The sequence below is a fragment of the Mesorhizobium sp. USDA 3734 genome (assembly GCF_056279665.1).
Map to the genome: position 1 here is coordinate 615,431 of NZ_JBWCCW010000001.1, position 26,385 is coordinate 641,815.

At 63.1% G+C, this 26,385-nt stretch carries 21 protein-coding genes and 2 pseudogenes; 8 read left to right on the plus strand and 15 right to left on the minus strand.

All coding sequences use genetic code 11. The annotated features are described in order from the left end of the window. Positions 1–6: 6 nt before the first annotated feature. The 4 genes and pseudogenes from ACZ89F_RS03060 to ACZ89F_RS03075 all read right to left on the minus strand — a co-directional run bounded on the left by ACZ89F_RS03060 (position 7) and on the right by ACZ89F_RS03075 (position 2,551). Positions 7–180, minus strand: a complete 174-nt coding sequence (locus ACZ89F_RS03060; RefSeq protein WP_476090341.1) for a hypothetical protein — start codon at positions 178–180, stop codon at positions 7–9. Between the two features lie 143 nt (positions 181–323). Then, positions 324–623, minus strand: a complete 300-nt coding sequence (locus ACZ89F_RS03065) for a HigA family addiction module antitoxin (RefSeq protein WP_476090342.1) — start codon at positions 621–623, stop codon at positions 324–326. Positions 624–636: 13 nt separating this feature from the next. Further along, positions 637–915 (minus strand): annotated as a pseudogene (locus ACZ89F_RS03070) (type II toxin-antitoxin system RelE/ParE family toxin); the annotation flags it as partial. A 109-nt stretch (positions 916–1,024) separates the two neighbouring features. Next, positions 1,025–2,551: an ABC-F family ATP-binding cassette domain-containing protein gene (locus ACZ89F_RS03075; protein WP_476090343.1), complete on the minus strand. Its 1,527-nt coding sequence runs from the start codon at positions 2,549–2,551 to the stop codon at positions 1,025–1,027. 385 nt (positions 2,552–2,936) lie between these two features. On the opposite strand from ACZ89F_RS03075, the gene ACZ89F_RS03080 reads away from it, so the two are divergent. Further along, on the plus strand, positions 2,937–4,019 hold the full coding sequence (locus ACZ89F_RS03080) for a transposase (protein WP_123150424.1): 1,083 nt from the start codon (positions 2,937–2,939) through the stop codon (positions 4,017–4,019). Between the two features lie 247 nt (positions 4,020–4,266). Here ACZ89F_RS03080 and uvrB read toward each other — a convergent pair whose 3' ends face one another. The 3 genes from uvrB to ACZ89F_RS03095 form a co-directional block, all read right to left on the minus strand. Beyond that, on the minus strand, positions 4,267–7,428 hold the full coding sequence (gene uvrB / locus ACZ89F_RS03085; RefSeq protein WP_476090344.1) for an excinuclease ABC subunit UvrB: 3,162 nt from the start codon (positions 7,426–7,428) through the stop codon (positions 4,267–4,269). 128 nt (positions 7,429–7,556) lie between these two features. Then, complete coding sequence (locus tag ACZ89F_RS03090; protein ID WP_476090345.1) at positions 7,557–9,152, minus strand: tlde1 domain-containing protein; 1,596 nt, start codon at positions 9,150–9,152, stop codon at positions 7,557–7,559. A 425-nt stretch (positions 9,153–9,577) separates the two neighbouring features. Next, on the minus strand, positions 9,578–10,843 hold the full coding sequence (locus tag ACZ89F_RS03095) for a hypothetical protein (protein WP_476090346.1): 1,266 nt from the start codon (positions 10,841–10,843) through the stop codon (positions 9,578–9,580). Positions 10,844–10,950: 107 nt separating this feature from the next. Between ACZ89F_RS03095 and ACZ89F_RS03100 the strand changes: the two genes are divergently transcribed. Both ACZ89F_RS03100 and ACZ89F_RS03105 read left to right on the plus strand, forming a co-directional pair. Continuing rightward, the gene (locus ACZ89F_RS03100; RefSeq protein ID WP_476090347.1) at positions 10,951–11,982 is read left to right on the plus strand and encodes a CapA family protein; all 1,032 of its coding nucleotides are present in this window, start codon (positions 10,951–10,953) and stop codon (positions 11,980–11,982) included. A gap of 100 nt (positions 11,983–12,082) precedes the next feature. Further along, entirely contained in the window at positions 12,083–13,033 is a 951-nt protein-coding gene (locus tag ACZ89F_RS03105) for a hypothetical protein (RefSeq protein WP_476090348.1), read from the plus strand. A gap of 13 nt (positions 13,034–13,046) precedes the next feature. On the opposite strand, the gene ACZ89F_RS03110 is transcribed toward ACZ89F_RS03105, so the two are convergent. Then, a complete protein-coding gene (locus ACZ89F_RS03110; protein WP_476090349.1) occupies positions 13,047–13,541 on the minus strand; it encodes a YegJ family protein in 495 nt (164 codons plus the stop codon). Between the two features lie 441 nt (positions 13,542–13,982). On the opposite strand from ACZ89F_RS03110, the gene ACZ89F_RS03115 reads away from it, so the two are divergent. The 4 genes from ACZ89F_RS03115 to ACZ89F_RS03130 all read left to right on the plus strand — a co-directional run bounded on the left by ACZ89F_RS03115 (position 13,983) and on the right by ACZ89F_RS03130 (position 17,371). Continuing rightward, positions 13,983–14,225 (plus strand): DUF1344 domain-containing protein, encoded by a 243-nt coding sequence (locus ACZ89F_RS03115; protein ID WP_013530037.1) that lies wholly within the window; start codon positions 13,983–13,985, stop codon positions 14,223–14,225. A 229-nt stretch (positions 14,226–14,454) separates the two neighbouring features. Continuing rightward, positions 14,455–16,077, plus strand: coding sequence for an FAD-binding oxidoreductase (locus ACZ89F_RS03120; RefSeq protein WP_476090350.1), 1,623 nt, complete (start codon positions 14,455–14,457; stop codon positions 16,075–16,077). A gap of 18 nt (positions 16,078–16,095) precedes the next feature. Beyond that, positions 16,096–16,719, plus strand: coding sequence for a hypothetical protein (locus ACZ89F_RS03125; protein WP_476090351.1), 624 nt, complete (start codon positions 16,096–16,098; stop codon positions 16,717–16,719). A gap of 103 nt (positions 16,720–16,822) precedes the next feature. Further along, positions 16,823–17,371, plus strand: a complete 549-nt coding sequence (locus ACZ89F_RS03130) for a dihydrofolate reductase family protein (RefSeq protein WP_476090352.1) — start codon at positions 16,823–16,825, stop codon at positions 17,369–17,371. A gap of 283 nt (positions 17,372–17,654) precedes the next feature. Here the strand turns inward: ACZ89F_RS03130 and ACZ89F_RS03135 are convergent, their stop codons facing one another. The 4 genes and pseudogenes from ACZ89F_RS03135 to ACZ89F_RS03150 all read right to left on the minus strand — a co-directional run bounded on the left by ACZ89F_RS03135 (position 17,655) and on the right by ACZ89F_RS03150 (position 20,886). Then, positions 17,655–18,176, minus strand: coding sequence for a hypothetical protein (locus tag ACZ89F_RS03135; protein WP_476090353.1), 522 nt, complete (start codon positions 18,174–18,176; stop codon positions 17,655–17,657). Between the two features lie 184 nt (positions 18,177–18,360). Next, positions 18,361–19,299 (minus strand): annotated as a pseudogene (locus ACZ89F_RS03140) (alpha/beta fold hydrolase); the annotation flags it as partial. Positions 19,300–19,314: 15 nt separating this feature from the next. Then, the gene (locus ACZ89F_RS03145) at positions 19,315–20,445 is read right to left on the minus strand and encodes a hypothetical protein (RefSeq protein ID WP_476090354.1); all 1,131 of its coding nucleotides are present in this window, start codon (positions 20,443–20,445) and stop codon (positions 19,315–19,317) included. 6 nt (positions 20,446–20,451) lie between these two features. Beyond that, positions 20,452–20,886, minus strand: coding sequence for a DUF4383 domain-containing protein (locus tag ACZ89F_RS03150; protein WP_136616002.1), 435 nt, complete (start codon positions 20,884–20,886; stop codon positions 20,452–20,454). A gap of 725 nt (positions 20,887–21,611) precedes the next feature. Here ACZ89F_RS03150 and ACZ89F_RS03155 point away from each other — a divergent pair. Beyond that, the gene (locus ACZ89F_RS03155; protein WP_476090355.1) at positions 21,612–22,550 is read left to right on the plus strand and encodes a diacylglycerol/lipid kinase family protein; all 939 of its coding nucleotides are present in this window, start codon (positions 21,612–21,614) and stop codon (positions 22,548–22,550) included. A gap of 79 nt (positions 22,551–22,629) precedes the next feature. On the opposite strand, the gene ACZ89F_RS03160 is transcribed toward ACZ89F_RS03155, so the two are convergent. From ACZ89F_RS03160 to ACZ89F_RS03170, 3 genes are read right to left on the minus strand one after another with little or no spacing between them, the layout of a single operon-like run. Then, positions 22,630–23,547, minus strand: a complete 918-nt coding sequence (locus ACZ89F_RS03160) for an NAD(P)-dependent oxidoreductase (protein WP_476090356.1) — start codon at positions 23,545–23,547, stop codon at positions 22,630–22,632. Further along, positions 23,544–24,758 carry a mandelate racemase/muconate lactonizing enzyme family protein gene (locus ACZ89F_RS03165; RefSeq protein ID WP_476090357.1) on the minus strand — a complete coding sequence of 405 codons (1,215 nt, stop codon included), beginning with the start codon at positions 24,756–24,758 and terminating at the stop codon, positions 23,544–23,546. Before ACZ89F_RS03165 ends, ACZ89F_RS03160 begins: the two co-directional genes overlap by 4 nt. Beyond that, entirely contained in the window at positions 24,755–26,371 is a 1,617-nt protein-coding gene (locus ACZ89F_RS03170) for a GMC family oxidoreductase (RefSeq protein ID WP_476090358.1), read from the minus strand. Before ACZ89F_RS03170 ends, ACZ89F_RS03165 begins: the two co-directional genes overlap by 4 nt. Between the last annotated feature and the right edge of the window lie 14 nt (positions 26,372–26,385).

Genomic DNA, 26,385 nt, shown 5'->3' on the forward strand with positions numbered 1-26,385 from the left:
CCTCGGTCAGGGTGCTCTGCGGATACGAGGGCCATTTTCCGCGTCGGTCACGATTTCCGGCCAGCCGATGTCCTTGCGCAATTCGATCGGCAGCGAAAGCAGGGCGCGCTCGCTGCGATGGCGGGCGCGGGCTTGCATGTAACGGGTGGTGATGCGGCCTATGGATGACAGGATGAACATGATGCTTTGTCCTCGGTTGAAGCCGGCATCATCGTGTCGGCATCCCAAGGACGCGGCAGGTTCAGGCGATCCGACAGACTGCTAAAAATTTGTCGCAGCCACTGCAGGCGGGCTCGATGCGGACTGCTGTGACGCGGCTTGTCTCAAGCTGCCGTTTCCAACCTCTCGATCGTTTCTAGATCGGCCTTCTTGGCCTCTGCCTCGATAGCGAGGTCGTAGCTCGCCTGCATGCTCATCCAGAACTGCGGCGTGGTTCCAAAGAACTTCGCAAGGCGTAGCGCCGTGTCGGGCGTTACCGGTGTCGTCTCGCCGGCCAGGCGCTCGATGCGCGTGCGCGGCACATGCAGCTTCTTGGCAAGGGTGTAAGGCTTCAGGCCAAGCGGTAAGAGATATTCCTCGCGGAGGATTTCTCCCGGATGAATAGGTGGGTTGATGTTCAGCATTTTGAAAACCCCAATGATAGTCGGTTATTTCGACATCCTCAGCTTGTCCGTCCACCCAGTGAAAGCAAATGCGAAACTGATCGTTGATGCGGATCGAATGCTGACCGGCACGGTTGCCTTTCAGCGGCTCAAGCCGGTTGCCGGGAGGCGTCTTCAGGTCTGATAGTTCGGTGGCGTTGTCGATCATGAACAGCTTCCGCTGGGCTGATCGGACAAGGTCCGACGGGAACCCCTTCGGAGCCTTGCCGTTCGAAACGGCCTCGCTGGTCTTGTCCTTGAACGAGCGTATCATCTGCTGGATCGGATTAGCGTACCTTCGCATGATACGTTTCGGAAATCAAGAAAACGTCTCATGTTATGATACGAAATTCGCATGGCGACAGGTTCCGTCGCCAAAATCGTCATCCTTCCGCCTCGGCTACCGAGCTGAAGAAATCCTCCGGGTCTTCGACTTCGGTGAGCTTCCGCTTCTCGATCAGCCAGAAGCGGTTGCCGATGGCGCGGATGAAGGAGCGGTCGTGCGAGGCAAGCACGCAGCTTGCCTGATGCGCCAGCAGTTCGGCTTCCAGCGCTTCCTGGCCGTCAATGTCGAGATGGTTGGTCGGCTCGTCCAGCAGATAGAAGTTGGGGTTGGCGAGCCTCAGCGCCAGCATCATCAGCCGCGCCTTCTGGCCGCCGGACAGCACGCCGATCTTTTTCTCCTGCATCTCGATGACCACGCCGGCGCCAGCGAGCAGCGAGCGGGCGCGCTGCTCGCCGACATCGTAGCGGCGCGAGACCAGCGCCAGCGGCGTGTCGTTACCGCTGATGCCCGACAGCGCCTGGTCGCTGTAGCCGAGCACCGTCGACGGCGTCACCTTCACATTCTGCACCGTGTCCGGTTCGATGATGGCGTTGCGGATCAGGGTGACGAAGCGCGACTTGCCGACGCCGTTACGGCCGAGCAGGACGATGCGGTCGCCCTGGCAGATGTGGCGCTTGCCGGTCCTGAACAGCAGCGTGCCGTCGGGCGTTTCCACGGTTGCATCGTCGAGCGTGATCAGCACCTTGGCGTGGGTGCCGCGATTGGCCAGTTTTATGGCACCCGCCGACTTTTCGCGGTGCGCCGGGGCTGCCGCCTCTTCCAGCCTTTCCGCGCGCTGGTTGAGCTGCTTGGTCTTCACCGTCAGCAGGTCGCTGCCCGAATTGATGCCGATGTTGTTGAGCTTGGCCGCCTGCCGGCGCAATTGCTGCGCCACCTTCATGTCGCGCTGGAACTTGCGCTCGGTCGAGGCGTCGACCTCGTCGAGCGCCTGCCTGGCGCGGGAATAGGGCAGGGCAAACACCGGCGACTGCTCCGGGCGCAGGAATAGCGTCCGGTTGGTGGTGGCATCGAGAAAGGCGCGGTCGTGGCTGGCGATGACGACGGGCACCTCGCGCGGCAGCGTGTTCAGCCAGGTCTCAAGCTGGCCGATGCGGGCAAGGTCGAGATGGTTGGTCGGCTCGTCGAGCAGCAGCACGTCCGGATCGGTGACCCAGACGCGGGCGATCAACGCCAGCCTCTGCCAGCCGCCGCTCAGCGCCTGCAATGGCCGCTCGCGCATCGACTCCGGCACATCGAACGAATCGAGAACCACGTCGACACGCCACATCTCGCTGTCGGCCTGCTCGGCCGGCAAGGCATCCGCTACCACCTGGTGGAACGTATGGCTGAGAAGCGCCGGGGCAACGGACTGCTCGACATGACCGACGCGCAAGCCGCGCGTGCGGGTGATGTCGCCGGAGGTCGGCTCCATCTCGCCGGTCAGGCACTTCAGCAAAGTCGACTTGCCGCGGCCGTTGGCGGCGACGATGCCGAGCCGGTCGCCGGTTCCGATGGTGAGGTCGAGATTGGAGAACAGCGGCGCACTCATGGTGACGCCGAGGGATTTGAGGCTGATCAGGGCCATTTTGATTTCTCTGGTCTTGCCGGAACCCGGCTCAATGCACTTTGACGGTGCGCTTGCCGGCCATCAGGCTCGGCGTTGCGACACCACGAAGGGCAGACCAAAAAATCGAAGCGGGGGAAACCCGGACCGTCCCTGGTCAGCCCTGCAAGCAAGCTCGCAGGGCAGAAATCGGGCCACGCTGACGATGGTGACGAAAAAACGTAAACACGTAAGCCCTCCTTTCAAGACGTTCGAGTGTGCGGAGCGATTACACCAGAGGTGGGGTTGGTGGCAAGGGCTGGTCCAAGAGGGAGTGATGCGCTGAAGCCGCCAATCTCCCCCCCTCGTGGGCATATGCGCTAAGATAGGTGTTGCAGCGGGGAATCGGTTGTGATTCTACGCTGCGATGACTCACGAATCGCTTGTAGATGACGGCTGGGCCGAGACGATTGAACTCCTCGGCGGTGAAGAGTTGATCACAGGGAGTGCTCGCGAGACGAGGGCGTTCCTGCGGCCGCGGGGTGTCAGGTCGGCTACTGATCTGTTGCGCCTGACGCTGGCTTATTGCCTTGGCAAGGTGGGCATGCGGGGCGTCGTGGCCTGGGCGGCGGCAAGCGGGATCGCCGACATCTCGGATGTGGCGTTGCTCGGCCGGCTGCGCAATGCAGGGCCGTGGCTGCAGCAGTTGATTGGGTATCTTTTGAAGCGCGAGGAGAAAGGCCTGGCCAAAGGCCGGCTGATCCGCATCCTCGATGCGACGGCGGTTGCCAAGGCCGGTGTGCATGAGAAGAAGAACAATGGCCTTTGGCGGATGCACTGCGCCTTCGAGCTTGAGCGCGAGCAGTTCGATTTCATCGAGATCACCGACCAGAGCGAGGCCGAGCTGATCGACCGCGTGCCGGTGATACCGGGCGAGATCCGCATCGGCGACCGCGCCTATCTGCAGGCCGAGCGGATCGCAAAGGTCCTGGCGCAAGGCGGCGACGTTCTCGTGCGCGCGGCGTGGAAGAATGTGCGATGGCTCGACGCCAGCGGCACGGCGTTCGATCTCATCGGCCACCTGAAGAGCTGCCGCGAGGAGGTCATCGAAACGCCTGTCTGGCTGGGCCTCAAGAAGGGCGATCCCCTGAAGATGCGCCTGATCGCCTTGCGCAAATCCGAGGCCGCGGCACAAGAAGCACGACGCAAGATCAACAAGGAAGCCAAGGCCAAGGGCACGCAGGTTCGACAGGAGACGCTGATTGCTGCCGGCTTCGTGATCCTTGTGACCTCGCTCGACCAGGATGAGTTTGACGCCGACACAGTTCTCAAGCTCTATCGCATGCGCTGGCGCATCGAGCTCGCCTTCAAACGTCTGAAGAGCCTGATCGGACTGCGCGCTCCCCCCGCCAAAGACCCAAGGATCGCAAAGCCTTGGATTCTTGCCCACTTCCTCATCGCGCTTGTGACCGAACCCCTCTCGCAGGAGTTTGGTGTCTCTCCCCCTTGAGCGACGGGCGCCCGCTACTGTGGCGCGCCACCCGCCAGATCGTCGCCTCTCTGATCGCAGCGATCTTTGCTCAACCTCCCTTGGCAATCCTGCGCCAAAATCTCCCTGCCTTGCGACATCGATGGCGTGAGCCACCACGAAAGCGCAAATTTCAGTCCATGCCAAAACTATCTTAGCGCATATGCCCTCGTGGGGGAGATTGGCGGCAAGACAGAGGGGGCGCTGTCCCGCCAGCGTTTCGAACAAACTACTTTCCCGGCCGCCCAGTCTTACCAGGCCGACGTTTTTCGCGGCGGGCGTCGCCTGGGTCCTCGTATGAGCCGATGCCGGCGCGCTGACGAATGATTGGTTTGTCGCCGCGATCCTTCGCGCCCCCCTCTGCCCTGCCGGGCATCTCCCCCACTTGGGGGGAGATTGGCTGGGGCTTTGCCGGCACTTTTCCTTCTACGGGCTTCTCAGTCCGACGCACGGTCATCTCGTCGAGCGAGTTCTTCTTGAACAGCGGTTTGACCGGCTCGCCGGGAATGCCGAAGTCGGAGCCGTGAGCCTCTTCGGCCGACTGTTTCTTGAACAGCGAGCGCGACACCGCGCCGGCCGGCGTCGACATGTCGGTGCCCGGACCCATGGCGTCGAGCGAGGGTTTGGCGAACAGCGGCTTCTTGACCGGCACGGCGCCATCGGCGCCCATCTCGTCGAGATCAGGCTTGCGGAAGCGGTTGGGCCGGGCTGCCTCTTCGGCGGCGCGCGCCTCGTCGAGCTTGCGGAAACGCTCCTGTTCCTCTGCTGTACGATGTTTGGCCACGCCCTTGTTGTGCTTGCCCTTTTCGCGGCCCGAGACCGGGCTTTCCATGTCGGCATATTTGGCCAGGGGGTCTTCGGAGATGGACAGTTCCATCTCGCGCAGCCGCTTGATCTCGTCGCGGATGCGGGCTGCCTTCTCGAAATCGAGATTGGCGGCGGCGTCGCGCATCTGTTTCTCCATCGCGTCGAGATGGGCCTTGAGATTGTTGCCCATCATGGCGCCGGCGCTGTCGGTGAACTGCGAGATGTCGGCGCGGACATGGTCCTTCTCGTAGACCGAATCCAGAATGTCGGAGATGCGTGACTTGACCGATTCCGGGGTGATACCGTTGGCCTCGTTCCACTCCACCTGCTTTTCGCGGCGGCGGTTGGTTTCGGCCATCGCCCGCTCCATCGAGCCGGTGACCTGGTCGGCGTAGAGGATGACCTTGCCGTCGACGTTTCTGGCGGCGCGGCCGATGGTCTGGATCAGCGAGGTTTCCGAGCGCAGAAAGCCTTCCTTGTCGGCGTCGAGGATGGCGACGAAGCCGCATTCGGGAATGTCGAGGCCTTCGCGTAGCAGGTTGATGCCGACCAGCACGTCGAAGGCGCCAAGCCGCAAATCGCGCAGGATCTCGATGCGCTCAAGCGTGTCGATGTCGGAGTGCATGTAGCGGACGCGGATGCCTTGCTCGTGCAGGTACTCGGTCAGGTCCTCGGCCATGCGCTTGGTCAGAACGGTGACCAGCGTGCGGTAGCCGGCCTTGGTGGTGTCGCGGATTTCGCCGACGACATCGTCGACCTGGTTCTTGGCCGGGCGCACCTCGACCGGCGGATCGATCAGCCCGGTCGGACGGATGACTTGCTCGGCGAAGACGCCGCCGGCCTGTTCCATTTCCCAGCCGCCCGGCGTCGCCGAGACGGCGACCGAGAGTGGGCGCATGGCGTCCCATTCCTCGAAGCGCAGCGGCCGGTTGTCCATGCAGGACGGCAGGCGGAAGCCGTATTCGGCCAGCGTCGCCTTGCGGCGAAAGTCGCCGCGATACATGCCGCCGATCTGCGGCACGGTGACGTGGCTTTCGTCGATGAAGACCAGTGCGTTGTCGGGAATGTACTCGAACAGCGTCGGCGGCGGATCGCCCGGCTGGCGGCCGGTGAGATAGCGTGAATAGTTCTCGATGCCGGCGCAGGAGCCGGTAGCTTCGAGCATTTCGAGGTCGAAACGGGTGCGCTGCTCCAGCCGTTGTGCTTCGAGCAGGCGCCCGGCCCGTTCCAGCTCGATCAGGCGGTGCTTGAGCTCTTCCTTGATCGACTTGATCGCCTGGTTGAGGGTCGGGCGCGGCGTCACATAGTGCGAATTGGCGTAAATCTTGACGCTTTTCAACTCGCCGGTCTTCTGGCCGGTCAGCGGATCGAACTCGGTAATGGACTCGATCTCGTCGCCGAACATCGAGATGCGCCAGGCGCGATCTTCCAAGTGGGCCGGGAAGATCTCGATCGTGTCGCCGCGCACCCGGAACGAGCCGCGGACGAAGTTGATGTCCTGGCGCTTGTATTGCTGGGCAACGAGGTCGGCGAGCAGGGCGCGTTGGTCGAGCCGGTCGCCGATCTGCATCTGGAAGGTCATCGCCGTATAGGTCTCGACCGAGCCGATACCGTAGATGCAGGATACCGAGGCGACGATGATGACGTCGTCGCGCTCGAGCAGCGAACGCGTCGCCGAGTGGCGCATGCGGTCGATCTGCTCGTTGATCGAGGATTCCTTCTCGATGAAGGTGTCGGTGCGCGGGACGTAGGCTTCCGGCTGGTAATAGTCGTAATAGGAGACGAAATACTCGACGGCGTTTTCCGGGAAGAATTTCTTGAACTCGGAATAGAGCTGTGCCGCCAGCGTCTTGTTCGGCGCCAGGATCAAGGCGGGGCGCTGCGTCTCCTCGATCACCTTGGCCATGGTGAAGGTTTTTCCGGAGCCGGTGACGCCGAGCAGCACCTGGGTGCGGTCGTTGTTGTCGACGCCTTCGACCAGATCCTTGATCGCGGTCGGCTGGTCGCCGGCCGGTTCGAAATCCGACACCATCTTGATGGTAATGCCGCCTTCGGATTTTTCCGGGCGGGCAGGGCGGTGCGGCGTCCACAGCACACCGTCCTTGTGCAGCGGGTTGCCGGATTCGATCAGCGCCGACAGGGCGGCCACCGTCGCGGTGACGCTGCCCGAGGCCATGGTCTCGGCGTCTTCCAGCGAGATGTCGAGACCGGCGACCGGATTGAGGCCCGCTGCCGTACGTTCCCTGGCCGTTGCCGCGCCACCCATCGAGGTGCCGCGCGAACTGCGCCCCGGCGAGCTTGAGCGCTCGGGTATCTTCTTCGACGGCTTCGGCGATTTGCCGCCGTCGCCCTTGCCGACAAGACGTCCTTCCTTTTCGGCTTCCTGCTCGATCTGCTCGGCCCAATCCGCGATCGAACCGTTCAGCGGCGTGCCCGAGAGCCCTGGCTGCGGCATCTCGGCGAAGCCGCCTCTGTGCAGCGGTTCCGAGGCGTCGAGGAAATCGGTCAGCGGGCTGCGCCGCTTCGGCGCGGCGCGGTCGTCATTCGCCGTCGGCGGCGCATTTTTATCGGGAGATTTGGCCATGTCCCGAATATGGGATTTCCTGGCCAAAATGGAAAGAGTGGGATGAGGTGAGGCGCCTCGCCGGATGCTGCTCCTGACAGAAGGCTGTCAGGAGCAGGCGGGAAGGTGCGGCCGAAAGCCTCTTGTGACTACACGCCCCTGGCTGCTGAAGCGACCTGCGTCGGCGACCCGTTCAGGCGCGGCACCACGACGAGGCGCTTGATTTTGCCCTTCTTGAAGGCGGCGAGGAAGCGCGCATAGTCCTTGAAGGCGACGCAGCCGCTCGACTGGGCATAGCGGCCCCTAAGCAGGTAGGTATGGGCCAGCAGGCCGTCGCGATTGTATTTGTTGCGACCATCGACCGGTGTCAGGCGCAAGGCCTCCACTCCGTGAAAGCGCGACTCGCGCATCGACAGATTGTAAGTGTTGGGCGGCGTCGGTCCGCGGTTCTTCTGGTCGGCATAGCGCGGCTGGTCAGCCATGGCGCCGATGCCCGAATGCGCCTCGAGCCTCGAGCCGTCAGGCATGTAGACGGTCGCGCTGCTGATGTCGTAGACGGCGACGCCATTGCCCGCGCCGCTCCTGGACCCTGGCGAATTGAACAGGTTCCTGAATGCCTTGCCAAGGCCGCCCGAAGGCGTGTCCGGCTTGGCATAGGCCAGCACGTCGCCGCCATCGGCCGGCCGGCCCTGACGCCCCGGCTTTGCCGGCTGGGCCTGTTGGACGGTCTCGCGCGCCGGCTTCGGCTGCTGGACGGGCTTGGACTGCTGCTGCACGATTTTGGGCTGCTGCGGCGCGTCGAACTGCGGGCGGCGGGTCGGCAACGGCACATCGTCGGTCAGCGCGTCCGGCAGCGAGGCTGCATCGCCGGGTTGGTCCTGCTGGGTTTCGACAGGCGAAACCGCGATATCAGCCGACGATTCCTCGATCGGCAGCGGTGAGGCGAACGCCTCGTCTTCGGCTGGCAGCGACTGGACGAGGGCAAGCGCCAGTTGCGAATTGTCCGGCGTCTCCGACTGGGCAAAGCCCATCGGCGCTGGCGCGGTCTGGACGACGACGGATCCGGTATTCAGGCGGGCGAAGCGTTCCGCCGCCGGAGCCGGCATGTCATCCGACAGGCTGGCCATGACCTGGACGGATGGCACCAGCGACGCCTCGGTAACTTGCGGTGCTACGCTGGAAATGACCGGAAGTGCCGGTGTGTTGGCTGCCAGGGCAGGCTTGCCGGCACTCGCGAAGACAGCGGCGAGCTTCATCGGCGACAGCGACGCTTCCATGCGTTCGAAGCGTTCCTGCGATTTCGACTTTGCTACGGTGGGTACGGGCTTTGCCTGCGCCACAAGGCGCGCGGATTTCTCCGCCGGAGGGCTCACCCCAGCCAGTTTGAAGCAGCTGGCGCCGCATTGCACGGCATGGTCATGCAGCGCCTGCACGCCGCCATGAGCATTGGCCAGCACGAACGGCGCTTTCAAGAAATGCTGTTTCGACGGGTCGGCAAGGGCGAGCGATCCCGACATTGACAGCGTCTGCGGCAGGCCACCCGATGTCGCCGAAAGCGAGGCGCCGACGGAGCTGAGGCCGGCCATGGTGCCGATCAGCCAAAGGCCGATGGCGGTGCTGGCGCAAGGCAATGCGATCCAGCGGACGACCCGGCCAGCATTGAAGGAAGAGGAACGCGGTGCATCGACGAACTCGCCGCCTTCACGCTGTTCCCAGATTATTTTTTGTTTACTCGACAACGCCATGCAACCAATCTCGCTCCAATCGGTTTTCCCCGTACGTGGCCTTGTGAGCCGCGACGACCATTCTGTGAGTGATCCCAGGTGGTCCCCGACGCGTTTGCCGCGCCTGTGGTTGGTTGCCGATTGCTTCAAAATATGGACAAAGTTGGTTAATCAATCCCTCTCAAAACCAACGACGAGATGTGGATTTGGGCCAAATCAGGCTTCGTCCACGGCCAGGAAAGTGGTGTTGTCGCCCTTCCGACCCGGTTTTGCTGCCTGTTTTTGACGGCCGAGTCAAGCAAAACAGCCCTTGCTAATTTTTTTCGCACTGCCCTGCAGCGAAGCGATTGCCAGCAGGAATTGCCTAAAAAGGCGCCTGTCACCGGTAAAGCTGTTGTCTGCCTGCCAAAATTTCCCCTGGGACGGCCGCCCCGGATAGGCACCCTTCAGTTGAACCAAAGCGCAAAAGTCAGAAACCCGGCACCGCCGAACTGACGCTGGATCTGGTCGAAATCGCTGCTGGTCACGATCTCGCCGCTTTCGAGGTAGGGCGCGATGGCCGGGCCGGTGATCGACAGCACCAGGTCGAAGTTTTTTGGGTCATCGAAGAAGCGCTTCATGTTGATGCCCTGGCCGGTGCTGGCGGTGATGCGGAAATGCGGCAGCAGCTTGCGGCCTTCCAGGAGATCCTCGGCCATGGTCAAGGTGGCGAGCCAGGCCTGGACCTGCTCTTCGCCGACTTCGAGGCCGGTGAGCGGGTTCTCACCCTTCTGCTGCGGTCCCGGCAACCATTCGCGGTCATTGTCGGTCTCGGCGCGGATCGCCTTCCAGTCCGCGCGCGACAGCCGGATCATTTCCAGCAGGTGGCGGCGGGCCGCTTGCCGGCGCTCGGGTTCGACCACCGGCCAGTTGACGAGATGCACCATCGAGATGAAATCGGCGATGCGCCACTCCGACGAGAAGATGCTGCTGCCCATGTCGCCGGCAGGCGGCACGAGAATATCCTGCAACGGTAGCTTGGCGCGCGGGAACAGCATGTGGAACGAGCCATCGAAGGTGCCCCTGAAATCATGCGCCAGCCAGAAATCGGCCTGCGCCATCAGGAACTCGGCATAGCCCTGCAGCCAGAAACCGTCGGCGCGGTCGAAGCGGAATGTCAGCGTGGGGGCGGCGTCGTCCGACGAGATGCCGCCGCGCGACAGCGAGGCGATGATCGCCGCCATGCTTTCATCAGGCGCGATGGTGCCGTCCTCGTTGAGGTCGATGCCGGTATGGGTGAGGTCGATGACCATGCCGATATCGGCCTCTGCCGGCACCGACGCAAACGTAGCGGCGGATTTTTCCAGCCGGTCGCGGAAGGCGACCAGGATGGCGCGGAACTGCTCATAGGTCAGCGGCTCGGGGTTGGGATTGTCAGGCACCGGCAGCCGCATCAGCGGCAACATGAAGGATTGCGGGCTCTCGAAGCCATGCCGGTGCAAGCCGCTGGCCAGGATCTCCAACGCGGTGAAGAACTCGCCGGCGCCGGCGGCATAGGCTGATACCGGGTCCTTTGGCGCGGCGGCCTCCAGCGTCGACAGGGCGCTGTCGCGCATGGCCACGGTCTTCGCCTCGAACAAGGCGGTCGCCGCTTCGGGCATTGCCGCCGAGGCGGAAGACAGCGGCACAATCAGCATGAAAGCGGATGTCAGCAGGCTTGCCAGTCGTGTCATCCCTTCCCCCCAATATTTGTCGCGCAGAGCAAATATACACCATTTGCCGCGCCGCGCTTCAACCCGCCCCAAGGACGGTCTACACAGGGCAAACAATTGGGCGCCGCGTGTCGAACTATCCGCTTTCCTACAAGCTGTCCTGGCTGCCGCGCTTCGTGAAGCCGTCGCTCGTCGGCGACGCACGAGACTTTGCGCCGATGGCGGGAACGCTGATGGATCCGCCGCCGAGGCGGACAGTGCGGCTTGCCTTCGTCGGCGACATCTCGGCGGTGGCCAACCGCACAGCGCCGGACTGCGATCCGGAGATCAAGGCGTTGCTCGGTGCTGCCGATCTGGTGATTGGCAATTGCGAAAGCCCTGTTGTGGACAGACCAAGCGCGGTGCTGGGGACGAGGCTCGGCACGCATCACGCGATGAGCGAGCGGTTCCTGGCCGAGGCGCTGACGGTGGCCGGTATTGCGCGCGAAAAGCTCGTGCTCTCGTTGGCCAACAACCATGTGCTCGACCAGGGCGTCGCCGGTTTCGACGAGACGGTGGCGGCGTTGCAGCGGCTCGGCATCGGTACGATCGGCCTGGCCGCCAATGGTCCTGTGGTGACCGTCGGGGTCGGACCGCTGGATATCGGCTTTGCCGCCTTCACGCTGTGGCGCAACGCCGATGAGAACCTGTTTGCCAATCGTGTGTCGATGGCCAGCGATCCGGGGCGCTGGCCGCGCGATGGCCTCGATCTTCTCTGCGCGGTGCCGCACTGGGACTGGGAGTTCCGGCATTTTCCGCGCGCCGAGACGCGGGCACTGGCCAGGCGGCTGGTCGGGCAGGGCGTCGGCCTGATCGCCGGCCATCACGCCCATGTCGTGCAGCCGTTGGAAAAGATCGACAGGACGATCGTCGCTTACGGGCTCGGCGATTTCCTCGGCACCGCGCTTGCGCGCCAGCCATGGCCCGGCCGCATCGGCGGCATCCTCATTGTCGATGTCAGTGCCGATGCCGGCACACGCGGCGCCATTGCGTCTTACCGGCTGCATCCCTTTGTGCGCCTGCGCGCCGGCGACCATGAGCGGCTGGTGCCGGTGGAGGCACTGGTGGGGCAAATGCGCGGCAAGGCCGAGGGTCGGCTGAGAGCGATCTTTCCTGCCTAGAGGGCGTCGCCGCTTAACCGTCTGGCGGCCCCTGCAAAACCGACTATCATGCGACGATATAGGCAGGCTTGCGGGGGTGGCGGTGGAAACAGCGGATTTCATGCCGAACGAGGCTGACATCGCCGGCATCCGGAAGGACATCGAGGCCTATGAAGCGGCGAGGGCCTCGGCGGTCCGGCAGGTGCGCTGGCGGGTACCGCTAGTCGTCGGCCTGGTGCTGGTGGCCGTGGTGCTGGTCGCCTGGCTGTTCAACAAGGTCGCCGACCCCAACGAGCAATGGGTCTCGACGCCGCATGTGTTTCTCTATGTCATCGGCTTCGCGGCTTCGATCCTGCTCTATTTCCAGGCTAGGAAACCGGCGACGCGGCTGCAGCAGTCGTTCCGCGAGACGCTGCTCCCGATCATCTTCGGCTTCATCGCGGATATGCGCTACCAGCACGGCGTGACGCCGAATTCCTTCGACCGGTTGCCACGCACGGCGGTTGGTCCGTTCAACCGGCAGGCGTTCGACGACATCGTAGCGGGTCGCTACGATGGGTTTCCGTTCGAGCTCTACGAGGCGCATCTGCGGGAAGGGTCGGGCAAAGGTTCATCGACAGCCTTCCAGGGCGTCATCGTCGCTTTCGAGACCATTGCGCCGTTCCCTGGCATACTGGTGGCGACGCGGCGGACAAACGCGGTCATCAGCTTCTTTCGCGGCATGTTTGCCAGCAGGCTGGAAGAGCTGTCCAGCGGCGACGCGGCGCTCGATGCCGCCTACGAGTTTCGCACCGATAATGTCGCGGCGGCGCGACCGTTGGTGACCGGCCGGCTGGCGCAGGCGCTGAAATGGCTTGGCGAAACCTGGCCGGACGACCCGGCCCGCGTCGCGCTCAACGGCAGCGATGGTTTCCTGCTGTTGCCGCAGACGAAGAACTTCTTCGAGTTGCCGGATATTTCGGTGCCGCTCGACTACAGCACGCATGTCGCACCGATGATATCAGACATGGGCGCGATGCTGGCGACAGCGGCGCTGGTGCGCAAGATCGGCGCGAAGGATGGGGAGGGTTGATCGGGCCGAGCCGTCAGCAGTCGAAGCCGTATTGGTCGCGCATGGTGTCCACCTCCTCTTCCGACATTTTGTTGAACATGACGCAGACGGTGAAGCTGCCGACCTGACGTCCGCCGCGTGTGTATCCCCAGTCGGAAATATCGTCCTTGGTGAATTCTATGTTCTGGCCGAGGACGACGTTGTGCACTGCTTCCGGCTGGTTTGCCAAAATGCCGACGAAGCCGGTTTCGGTGCGGCGGAACGGGATGACCCAGAAGTGCTCGCTGATATCCCCATCGCGCACCTCGACCTTCAATTTGAACCTGTCCGTGCCCGAGGGCGGCGCTTCGGCCAGGGCCAGGAACTCGTCCAGGCTGGCGAGCGCCTGCGCGGTCGCCGCCGCCATCTCTGGATCGTCGGCAGTAAAGATAACCGTCTTGTCGTCGCCCGAATCCGCGCCCTGTGCGCCGGCCGATCCCGGAGCAAGCGCGAGCATCAGGGACATCATGGTCTGGACTGCAAGCTTCATGGAAGGCCCCCTTCATCGTAACGGCGCACCATCCTGCATCCGTTCCCGATTTGCAACCGGAGCGCGAGTTTCATCCACTTCGGAGCGGCGAGTTGAGCTGATCCATGAAACAAAATGTGTAACGATGACCGGTCGGTAGTCTGTTTCGTGATGCCGCTCGAGATGGATTGCGGCGGCTGCGCCGTGATCGAAACCGCCCGCCACAATCCGGCTAAACGACTCTTTTCGCGGACAGAAGTGCGCTCATTGGGCGAGCCGAAGCGGCCGGAAATGATGCCGGCAGCAAGCAATGTGTCGGAATTAAGCCTATGATATTGTTTGCGAAAATTCACCCAACGTGATTTGCGCAGCGAGCGCTTTCTGTTCCAGTTTCAGGCCGTCCGGTGCTGTCGCTTCCCAAAGCGGCGGTCCGGAAAAGTGAAACAGCACGGAGTGCTAACGATGAAGAAGACCCTCGCAACCACCGCCGCTCTGCTCGCCTTCCTCGGCACCGCTTATGCCGCGACCGTTCAGGGCACCATCCAGGCCGTCGACCCGACGACCAAGTCGATCACCCTCGATGACGGCAAGATCTACCAGCTCTCGCCGGAAGCGACGATCGGGAAACTGAAGGTCGGCGCCAAGGTGGCGGTGACTGTCGATGACAAGACCGGCATCGTGACGTCGATCAAGAAGGCCTCGTAGCGCGTCAGCGTCGTGCGTCAGCAGACCTGCTGACCGAACTTTCAGACCCTGTTCCGGCCGGTCCCTTTGGGGACCGGCCATTTTCATGCTTCGCCCCTCGATGCCGGGCGAGTTGGATGAGGTCTCCCGGCTGGACATCCCTGGGACGGTTGGTGGAACGCTGTCCCGGCAGCATCGCTATGGTTTTTGCCAAACAGCCGCGCTATCCCTTGGCCAACGGGGGATATTCATGGCTGACGAGCAAAAAGGGTTTCGCCTGTCGCGGCGATTGCTGCTGGGTGCGGCTGTCGTCGGCGGCGCGGTGCTGTGGGGCGGCACCACGGTGGCGCGGCTGGCGCGCGGACCTTCGGGACCAAAGAACGCCGGACGGATTGCCGATATTGACGGCATCGCGCTGCCGCTGAAGCCGCTGGAGAATACGCCGGCCTTCGATCCTTCGCTGACTTGGTCGGCAAAAGGCGGCGACATCAACGATGCCAGCGGCCTGTCGAAGACACCGGTCTATGGCGTCGTCGAGATCAGCGTGGAAGAGCACATCGCCAAGGCGCTGGCCTTCGCGCGCGCCAATGGCTTGAAAATCTCGCTGGCCGCCATCCGCCATTCGATGGGCGGGCATGCCTTCGACGACAACGCGCTGGTGCTCGACCTCAGAAAGTTCAACAAGGTGACCGTGGATGCGGCGGCGAAGACCATGACGCTGCAGCCGGGCGCGCGCTGGCACGACATCCAGAACCTTCTGCATCCGCACTTTGCGGTGAAGGCGATGCAGTCGACCGACATCTTCTCGGTCGGCGGCTCGCTGTCGGTCAATGCGCATGGCATGGACCATCAGGCGGGTTCGGTGGCAAGCTCGATCCGCTCGATGCGGGTGATGCTGGCCGACGGTTCGGTGACCAGCTGCTCGCCCACCGAGAACACCGATCTGTTCCGCCACGTCGTCGGCGGCTACGGCCTGTTCGGCGTGGTGTTGGAGGCAACGCTCGATATCGTCGACAACGCCGTCTACCGCACCTCGCGCAAAATCATCAAATCGGACGATTTTCCGAAATTCTTCGCCGAGGTGCTGGAGCCGAACAAGGAGATCGGCCTGTTCTACGGCCATCTGTCGACGGCGCCGGGCAATTTCCTCGAGGACATGATCGTCTACCGCTATGACAAGGTGGCCGAGCAGCCGCCGGCCGACCAGCCAGCGATTGGCGAACCGGGATCGGTCGGGCTGAAACGGGTGATCATCAATCTGGCGAAATGGGGCAGCCTGTTCCAGGAACTGAAATGGTTCACCGAAAAGACGCTGGAGCCGAAGTTCGAAAGCTGCACGGTGGCGCGCACCTCGGCCATGGCCGAGGGCGAGGCCTGCCTTGTCACCCGCAACAACCCGATGCACGATTCGGTGCCCTATCTGTTCAACGATCAAATGGATGAGACCGACATCCTGCACGAATATTTCATTCCACGCGCCGCCTATGTCGAGTTCATAGCGGAAGCCCGCGAGATCCTGCGCAATCAAGACCTGCCCGTGCTCAACGCCTCGGTGCGCATCGTCCACAAGGAGAATGTGGCGCTGACCTACGCGCCGGAGCCGGCCTATTCGCTGGTGCTCTACATCAACCAGCCGACCGATGCCGACGGCAATGCCAGGATGCGGGCGCTGACGCGGGCGCTGATCGACGTGACGATCAAGCATGGCGGCCGGTTCTTCCTGCCCTACCAGCTGCATTACACGGCCAAGGAGTTGCTGGCCTCCTATCCCGAGCTGCCGGCCTTCCTGGCGGCAAAGCGGCAATATGACCCTACGGAACTGTTTTCCTCGACCTTCTACCGTGCCATCAAGGCGCTGAGCGGGGTGGCATAAAAAGCAGGAGAACAACCCATGCGGATGGTATCAGCGGCGGCACTCACCCTTATCGCGCTGTGCGCTGGACCGGCCGGGGCCGAGGATCTCAAGGCCTTCAAGCTGACCATCGATGGCGTGACGGTCGATATCGATCCCGGCGAGAGCACTGATGTGACGCTGCCCGGCGGCAGAAAGAGCAAGGTGACGCTCGAACGCAACGACTTCGCCACCTTTTCCGGCAGCGATTTCTCCTTCGTCCATCCGAGCGATATTTCGGTGACCAAGACTGATCTCGGCGATGATATCACGCAGTATCTGATGGCGTCGGCACTGGGCACGATCGTCGTCGTGCAGGAATATGGCAAGATGAATCCGGTGTCGCTCAACCAGCTGATGCTGCAGGAGATGACCAAGGAATCGGTGCAGGCCGGTGCCACGCTGACGCAGGAGCCGACGACGCGCAAGCTTGCCGACGGCAAGGAATTGACCGGCATCCACGCTCAGGTGAAGACACGTACCGACACCGCCGATTTCGAGATCGTCGGCTTCGGCCTGGCCGATCAGGGGCTGCTGTTCATCACCCGCGTTGCCGGCGAGGATGCGGCCACCGAAAAGCCGCTGATCGACAAGTTCTGGCAGAGCCTGAAGGTGAAGTTATAGGGAACCAGGGTCGTGTCTCAGTTTGGATTTCGGCTGGGGTCCACACTTTTGCGTAGCGGCGGCTGAAGTTATTCTGACGACCCTGAATTGGAGGTCTTACAGCATGGCGAAGCTCATTTTCAGAATGAACCAGTCCCTCGACGGCTATGTCGACCACCTGAAAATGCCGTCAGGCCCGACCATCTTTCGTCACTGGATAGAGCAAGTGCGCAACTTGAGCGGCAGCGTGTACGGTCGCGGCATGTACGAGGTCATGCGTTATTGGGACGTAGACAGTCCTGAGTGGAGCGCGGAGGCGCACGAATTCGCGGCGGCGTGGCGGAACCAACCGAAATGGGTTGTGTCGCGCTCGCTGAAGTCGGTCGGCCCCAACGCCACACTTGTCGCGGATGACGTCGAGGCGGTGATCCGTGGGCTGAAGGCTGAGCTCGTTGGGGAGATTTCAGTTTCTGGACCAAACCTGGCGCGAAGCCTGACCGACCTTGGTCTTATCGATGCGTACCAACTCTACCTCCATCCATTCGTGCTTGGTCATGGCAAGCCATTCTTCGCCGGCCCCCGGCCGCCGCTTCGCTTTGTGGCCAGCGATTTGATTGGCGATGACGTGATCAGGTTGACCTATGTTCCGGCCGTCGACGGGACTCATAAATAGATGAATAGTTCGCAGATGGAGAAGTATGTCTGGGCCTCGGTCTTATATTATGCCGTGGCCGCAGTTGGATTTGTGGTTATTCTTATCTCAATCAACATGGTTGGAGTTTTTTGGGGTGTGTTTGCACTATTCGGGTATTTGGCGCTGGTTATATCTCTCAACGCCTGGCGACGCAGACGGCATCCGCGAAGCGTCTATCAACTCGAATTGGCCAAACGAAAACAGGGCCACTAGTCACCCCTGGAACCGTGAGCCGAAAATTCAAACTGAGATGCTGGCTGGACTACAGTCCCTTCGGCATTAGTCCGGCCAGCCAGTTCACGGAGCGTTTCGCGGCGTCGGCGGTCGCTGAAGCGGCGCGGCCAAGATCGGTCTTGACCACGGCGTAGCCGTTTTTCGTGCGATAGAGCACGCCGGTTCCGCCATCGACCACTTGTTCATAGGCGACGGGCCGGGCGGCGTCCGCTTCCATGGCCGTCGTCGGCGAGCCCACCGAGACGCTCGGCCGGTGGCTCAATTCAGGCGGCAACGGGCTTTCGGTCCTGACAACGCGGCTGGCGGGCTTCAATTCCGGGCGCGACGCGGTCGCGGCCAGTTGCGAGGAGGACGACGAACCCTTCGTGCGGCAGATGCCGGAGACGAGCGGATAGTTGAAATTGCGCTCGTGCAACATCTGGCTTTTCATCGCCGCTTCGCACTCGGCGATGGTCGACCACTTGGCCGGCGTCTCGCCGATATATTCGCACAGCTTGGCGTCGCAGTCGCAACCGACGATGGTCATGGCGACAAGGGCGGTCTTGATCACGGTCTTGTCCCTTCGAGATGCCCCCCGGCAGCCCATTCATTCCTTCCCATTCCTTCGCGCGCGAACAAGGCGGGATTTGGCCGCGATTGTGAAATGAGCGTGGCGGAGCATCAAACAGCCCGCCTATCGCGTGGCCGGCCAAGGCCCGCTTGAGGAAATTCGCGATCAGCCGCACCACGTCTGGCGGGCGTTCGACCTGCGGGATGTGGTTGACGCCATCGAGAACCGCCAGTTCGGCATGCGCAAACAACGAGGCAATCTCCTGACCCTGTTCGAGGGGCGTGGTCGTATCCTGTCGCCCCCAGATGACGAGAACGGGCGGCGTGAAGGCGCGGTAGTTCGCCTTGTCGGCGGCAAGCGATTTTCGCTCGTCGTTGAAGAGGCCGCTGAACAGCCAATGGCCAACCGCATCGGTCGTGCCTTCAACGTTGAGCGGGCGTGCATAGATCGCGATGCGTTCAGGGGTCACCACGGCGTCGTTCCCGATGAAGGAGCGCAGACCCGGGCCGACCATGAGCGGGTTGGTGAAGGTCGAGGCGGTAAACAACTGGCGAGGCCAGGCCATGTTCAGGATGGACCCGAGCGGCAGAGCGGGCGCTTCGGTCCGGCCGAGGCCAAGTGCCACGTCGAGCAGGATCATCGAGTCGATGCGCTCTGGTGCCAGGAACGCCGCTTCGATCACGCCACCGCCGCCATAGGAGTGGACACCGACGCTGAAATGACGGAGGCCGAGCGCGTCGGCGAAACCGAGGACGCGTTTTGCATGGGCGGAGCGCGAATAGTCCTGATCTGCCGGTCTTTCCGAGTAGCCGAAAGGCGGCATATCGGGCGCGATGACGCGAAAACCCTGTTCTCCCAATGGCGCGGCGATATCGCGGTAGGTTTCGGCCCAGGAGGCCGTGCCGTGAAACAGGAGCAGCGGCGGCCCGTCCGGAGGACCCCAGACCTGATAGTGCATCTTCAGACCGTCGACCGTTACAAACAGCGCTCCCGGCGGGGCTGCTTGCTCGGGCGACAAGTTCTCACGCAACGCCGCCGCACCGCGAAAGCCGACAAGCACGACGGCAATGAGCACGACCAGCGTGAGCGCCAGCCAGCCGACGATGCGGATCAGTCGTCGCATTGCCGGGCTATCGTCTCAATAGTCATAGACGTGTTCGAGCCTGGCGCCCGACTTGATCAGCGCCGGCACCACGAGATGCAGCTTGCGCACGGCAACGGTCAGCCCGGTGCGGCGCGTCGACGGGTCGGCCGGCAGCGGATAGCTGAACAGGATGCGCATGCCTTCGGGGACGGCGATCGTATCGGTGGACAGTACGGTGACCATGATCTCGTCATTGCCGCCGATCTCGACGAAGGACACGCCCTTGTCGATCAGGCGCGGGATCATTTCGGTGAACACCTGATAGCGCTTGGTGACGAAGACGGTGCCGTCCGCACCCATGTCGCGCTCGAGCAACGTGTCGGGCTCGTTGCGCGTGGCTTCGCCGACCGGCCCCTTGGCCCAGACATGGATGTCGAGGAAGGCCGGGTCGGACGTCGCGGCGAGTGCCTTTTTGATCAGGTCGGCATAGCCCTGCTTGATGGTGTCGGCGAGGCCGAAGGCAAGTTTGCGTTCGCTGGTGCGGACGGAACTGTCGCCCGGCGCCGGCTGCACGGCAAACAGGCCGGCGCGCTTTTCGGCATAGGGGAACTGATACCAGGGCACCTGGTCGAGGAAAGCGGCATAGTCGGCCGCCACTTTGGCCTGATAGATGTCGGCGGCGGTGCGCTTGGCAGATGTCGCCTCGGTGATGCGGCCGACCGTGTTCTCATAGGCCCATTGCAGGATATGCTCGATCGAGTGGCTGGTGCCGATGATGATCAGCATCTGGTGGTTGGCGTAGTTGAATTTGTAGGGAGAGCTGGCGCGGATCACCATGGCGTAGTCCTGCCAGAAGCGGCCGACATAGGACCAGTAGGGGAAGCCGCTCGGCTGGTCCTTGTCGACGAAGCCGGCATATTCGCGCGCGGCGTAGACGATCGCCCATTCCGGATAGGTGAGGAAGGTCGATTCCTCCGGCCGCTGGTAGAAGGGGATCTCGGCGCGGATCTTGTCGGCCAGCGCCTTGGGCGGCGCGCCGTCGGCAATGCCGGGCAACGGCGTCTTGTCGAGCGACGACGTCGTCAGGAAGCCGTAGCTCAGCCCGACGATCGGGATGAGGATGACGATGACGATCAGCCAGAGGATCGTCTTGATGATGCGCTTCAGCCAGCGGAACAGGAACATGCCCGATCAGGCCGTGGCGAAGTGGTCGTGTACGCGCTTGGCCAACCAGAAGCCGACATAAACGGCGAAGCCGCCAATGACGATGTGCGGCAGGTTGGCGAAGAAGCGGGCCGGGAATTCGATGTCGTTGAGGGAGCGGAAGCCGTTGATGAAGATGCCGGCGTCGAGGCAGCCGGAACCGGTGATCAGCCCGAGCACGCCGTCGAACAGGTAGACCGAACCGAACAGCTTGAAATAGAACACCGCCTGGCGGTGCGAGATGAAGGCGGCGGCCAGTGCCCAGACGCCGGAGAAGGCGTGCAGCAGGTCGTCATACCATTGCAGCGAGAACAGGCCGAACAGATTGCCGTTGGCATCGTTGAACGCCGGTATGTAGCCGATGGCGACGACGCCGAAGAACAGGAAGGCATAGGCAACGGCGAGCTTCTGGATCAGCGTCATGAAGTATCCCCCTCCTGCGAATCCGTTTGCAGACGGACTCTGACGACGCAGCGATACTAACCGATTTTAGCGCGCGGTGAAGCGGCGCTCGCAAGATCGCCGGCAAAGGGCATCCAGGGGGAGAAAAGACAGTCGGCGCCGGGATTTCTCCCAGCGCCTCCCTGTCAGATCAGGACACGGTCGCGGCAGCAACTTCCGTAAAGTCGTCGCGCCTTGCCGGCCTTGATTTTGACGGTCCTGCCAGTCGCCACCCGAGAGCAGCGTCCGTTCGGGACCACGCCGGTCTCCACCCTTGCGAGCTTTGCCCTGCGCACCATCGAAGGTTTTTGCCGTCCTTCATGGCAGCATCGGTCCGCCGTCGGCGTTGGCACGCTTTCCGCGGCCCCGTAGGTCTCGGCATCCGTCCCTCAACCAGGCAAGCCTGCTCTCGATCCGGGCCGTACGGGCCTCAGGAAATCCGCCTTTCACTTCGCCTTTCGGCTTGATGATCGGTAGCCGCCTGAGATGGGTTTAACGTACGCCGGGTAAGGGTCGTAGGGAATGGCCACAGGCCTGTGGATAACGGGATTATCGGGGATCAATTGGGAATAGCGGGATTTTCCTATCCGCCATGATGGGCGGCAGCGGCGGACATTCGGCCCTTGCCCTGCCGGCCGGTGCGGGCTTCAATGCCGGCAAAGGATTCGAGGCGCTGAGCGTTTCGATGTCCTCGCGGGAGGATGTGCTTGAAAGTCGGGGTGGTTCTCAATCCGATTGCCGGTGGCGGCCGGCTCAAACGGCATTGGCCCGAGGTCGCCGCGTCGCTGAAGAAGCATTTCGGCGAATTCGAACTGCGCGAGACGCAGGCCGAAGGCGACGCCGAAAGGCTGGCAATCGATCTCGCGGTGAGTGGCTTCGATCTGGTGATTGCGGCCGGCGGTGACGGCACCGCCAGCGAAGTGGCGGACGGGCTGCTGCAGGCGACACAGGAGAGCGGCCGGATCACCGAGCTTGGCCAGTTGCCGTGCGGCACCGGCATCGACTTCGCGCGCGGGCTCGGCCTGCCGAAAGAGGTGGATGCCGTGCTGAAGCGGATCGCCGAGGCCAAGGGACGCAAGGTCGATGCCGGGCGCATCTGCTACATCGACGATCACGGCGCGCTGGCCAGCCGGCATTTCATCAACATCGCCAGCCTCGGGCTTTCCGGCGCCACCGACCGCGCCGTCAACGCCGACAAGCGCAAGGGCAGGATGTCGGCCAAGGCGCTGTTCCTGTGGCGCACCGTGGTCGAGTTCATCCGCTACCGCTTCCAGGATGTCAGGATCACCGTCGATGACGGCACGCCGGTCGAGGCGCGCATGGCGCTGGTGGCAGTGGCCAATGGAAAGTTCTTCGGCGGCGGCATGATGATCGCGCCGGATGCCGAACTGACCGACGGGCAGTTCGACATCGTCATCCTGCGCGCGGCCGGCAAGCTGAAGCTGATCTGGGACATCCGGCTGCTCTATGGCGGCCGGCACCGCAACCACCCTGACATCACCGTCCTGCGCGGCCGGAAAGTGGTGGTCGAACCGCTCGGCGATGTCGAGAAGAATGGCGCGCTGGTCGACATAGACGGCGAGTCGCCGGGACGCATACCCGCGACCTTCGAGATCCTGCCGGGTGCATTGACGCTCAGATACTGAATCAAGCCGTTGACAGATTGATTCAGATGGATCCGCCGATCCATACAACGCCCTGAAATCGCTTGATATATAGTTGGCGTCAGAGTTCGAGTTTGGCCGGGAAACCGGGCGCGCGCAGGTCGGTGCCGACGGTATCTTCCAGCAATTTGACGATCTGGGTCGACCAGGCGCCGCCGCCATAGACAGCCTTGCCTTGCTGAAAAATCGCGTTGACGCGCGATGCCAGGTCGAGCGGCACGCCTGACTGCTCGCCCATGGCGAGCGCGAAGCCGAGGTCCTTCAGCGCCAGGTCCATGGTGAAGCCGATGTCGTAGGAGCCATTGAGAACGAGCTGGCTTTCGGTCTCATGGACGAAGCTGTTGCCGGAGGAGGCAACGATGGCGTGGTAGGATTGGGCGAGGTCGAGCCCGCCCTGTTTGGCCAGCATCAATGCTTCGCCGGCGGCGACGAGGTGGATGAAGGCGAGCATGTTGGTGATCACCTTGATCACCGCCGCCGAGCCGATCGGGCCCATCAGGAAAGACTTTGCGCACATCGCTTCGATGGCCGGGCGATGACGTTCGTAGAGCGCTGCATCGCCGCCGACCAGCGCGGTGATCTTTCCGGCCGCCGCCAGATGCACACCACCGGTGACCGGGCATTCCAGGGTCTCGACGCCCTTGGCCGCGGCGAGCGCGGCGAGGCGAAGAATCTCGTCACGGCCGTTGGTCGACATCTCGATCCAGGTGCCGCCCTTGGGTAGGCCTTCGAGCAACCCGCCAGGCCCGGCCAGCACCGCTTCGCTGACCTTGGGCGAGGGCAGGCACGTGATGGCATTGCCGGCCCGTGCCGCGGCGTCGGCGGGGCTGCTTGCCGCTGTGGCCCCGAGCGCCACGAGGCCCTCGACGGCGGCGGGGTCGCGGTCGAAGACGGTGACGGCAAAGCCGTTACGGATCAGGCTAGCGGCAAGGTTGCCGCCGAGATGGCCGAGACCGATGAAGGCGTAGCTTTCACTCACGGCATCAGCGGCGTCTGCATCATCTGCAGATGCAGGTCCTTGCCGGTGTAGGGATGCGCGTCGCAGACCGCTTCGTTGAGTTCGACGCCGAGGCCAGGCTCCTTCGAGGGGATGACGTTGCCGTCCTGCCACTCGATCTTCTTGTTCAGCAGCGTGGCGTGAAATCCGTCCCACTGCTTCAGCGATTCCAGGATGAGGAAATTGGGCAGCGTCACCGCTAGCTGGATGTTGGCGGCGCCGACGATCGGCCCGCAATAGCAATGCGGCGCGATCTGTATGTGATAGGCCTCGGCCATGGCGGCGATCTTCTTGGTTTCGAGGATGCCGCCGGAGCGGCCGAGGTCGGGCTGCAGGATGGTCGCGGCGCGGTTCTCGATGACGCGGGCGAACTCGAACTTGGTCGTCAGCCGCTCGCCGGTGGCGATCGGGATCGATGTGCCGCGGGCGACCTGCGCCATGACTTCGGGCATGTCAGGCGGCACCGGCTCCTCGAACCACAAGGGATCATAGGGCTCGATGGCGCGCGCCATGCGCAGGGCGCCCGACGCCGTGAACTGGCCGTGCGTGCCGAACAGGATGTCGGCGCGGGTGCCGACCGCCTCGCGGATCGCCTTGATCATGCGGGTGGAGACATCGATGTCGACGAGGCGCGGCTGATGGCCGTCGAAGGCGGTATAGGGGCCCGCCGGGTCGAGCTTGACGGCGTTGAAACCCTGCTCGACATATTCCAGCGCGCAGGCGGCGGCGAGATCGGGATCGTTGTAGACATTCTTGCCGTCGGGCGCGTCCTCGGAATGGACGCTGCCGGTGTGCGGATAGAGATAGGTGTAGGAGCGCAGCGTCTCGTGCACCTGGCCGCCGAGCAGTTTGTAGACCGGTTTGTTGGCCTCCTTGCCGATGATGTCCCAGCAGGCCATTTCCAGCGCCGAGAAGCAGCCCATGCCGGACACGTCGGGGCGCTGGGTAAAGCCGGACGAATAGGCGCGTCGGAAGAAGTTCTCGATGTCGTGCGGATCGCGGCCGACGAGATAGCGCTCGGCCATGTCCTCGACCATCCGAGCAGTGACATGGGCGGAGAAGGTGGCGTTGTAGGCCTCGCCATAGCCGACGACGCCGCCATCGGTGGTCAGCTTGACGAAGATGAAATACTTGCCGCCGATGCCGGGCGGTGGGTTGCCGACAACCCAGGTCTTGACGTCGGTGATTTTCATTTTTGGTCCTCCAGAACCAGTTCGGCGCCCTTCCAACCGGTCATGATCGAGGCGGCGTTGGTGTTGCCGGTGATGTTGTCGGGAAAGATCGAGGCATCGATGACGCGCAAACCTTCGAGGCCGTGCGCTTTCAGGCGCGGGTCGACGACGGCGCGCGAGGGATCGGGGCCCATGCGGCAGGTCGAGACCGGGTGATAGACGGTGCCGGAGCGTTTCCGAAAATCCTGGATCAGATCGGCGTCCGAAGTGATTGAAGGACCAGGCAAAACCTCTTCCTCGATGATCTCGGCCATAGCAGGCATCGAGGCGATCTTGCGCACGAACTTCACCGCGTCGAGCATCTCGGCGACATCGGCCGCGGTCGAATAGGCGTTGGCTGTTATTTTGGGGTAGTCGCGCGGGTTGCTGGAGCGGATCATGATCTCGCCGCGGCTCGACGGGCGGCAATTGGACAGGCCGATGGAAAAGCCCGGCCATGGATCGGGGGTCAGGATCGGGCGCTCGCCGCTTTTGGGAATGACGGTCGAGAACGCCTGGAAATAGAGCTGCATGTTGGGCCGCGTTGCCGCCGGGTCGGTGCGGAAGAAGCCGCCGGCATTGTTCATCGACAGCGACAGCGGGCCGGAACGGGTCAGGATGTATTGCATGCCGACCAGCAGCTTGCCCCACCAGGGGCGCAGCGTCTGATTGAGCGTCGGCAGCCGGCCCTTGAAGGTGTAGTTGATGCCGACATGGTCCTGCAGATGCGCGCCGACATTTTCGTTGGCATGGACGACGGGAATGCCCAGGCTCCCAAGCAGGGCGGAGGGCCCGACGCCCGACAGCTGCAGCAGTTGCGGCGAGTTGACCGAACCGCCCGACAGGATGACTTCGCGGCCGGCACGCGCCGTCCTGGTCTCGCCGTTCTGCTGATACTCGACGCCCACGGCGCGCTTGTCCTCGAACAGGATCCTGGTGGCCAGCGCCTTCATCTCGACATGGACGTTGGCGCGCTTCATCGCCGGGCGCAGGAAAGCGCGCGCCGCCGACATGCGGCGGCCATTGCGGGTCGAGATCTGGTAGATGCCGACGCCTTCCTGGGCGGCACCATTGAAATCCGGGTTGAGCGGCAGGCCGGCCTGCTGGCCGGCGGCCAGATAGCGTTTGGTCAGCGGATGGACGGCGTTTGAACAGTCGGTGACATGCAGCGGGCCGCCCGTGCCGCGCCATGCATCGGCGCCGGCCTGGTTGTCCTCGAGTGCCTTGAAGGCGGGCAACAGGTCGTCATAGCTCCAGCCGGGATTACCGGCGGCGGCCCAGGCGTCGAAATCCTCGCGCGCGCCCCGGATCCAGACCATAGCGTTGATCGAGCTCGAACCGCCCAAGAGCTTGCCGCGCGGCCAGTGATCGGCGTTGCCGGCGAGACCCGGGTCCGGTTCGGCCTTGTAGTTCCAGTTGACGGCTGGATCGAAGAAGGTCTTGCCGTAGCCGAGCGGCATCTGCACGTAGAAGCGGCGGTCGGTGCCGCCGGCCTCCAGCACCAGCACCGAAAAGCGCCCCGAGGCCGACAGTTTGTTCGCCAGGACCGAGCCGGCCGAGCCGGAGCCGACGATGATGAAGTCATAGGTCTGCATGATGGAAATGGGAG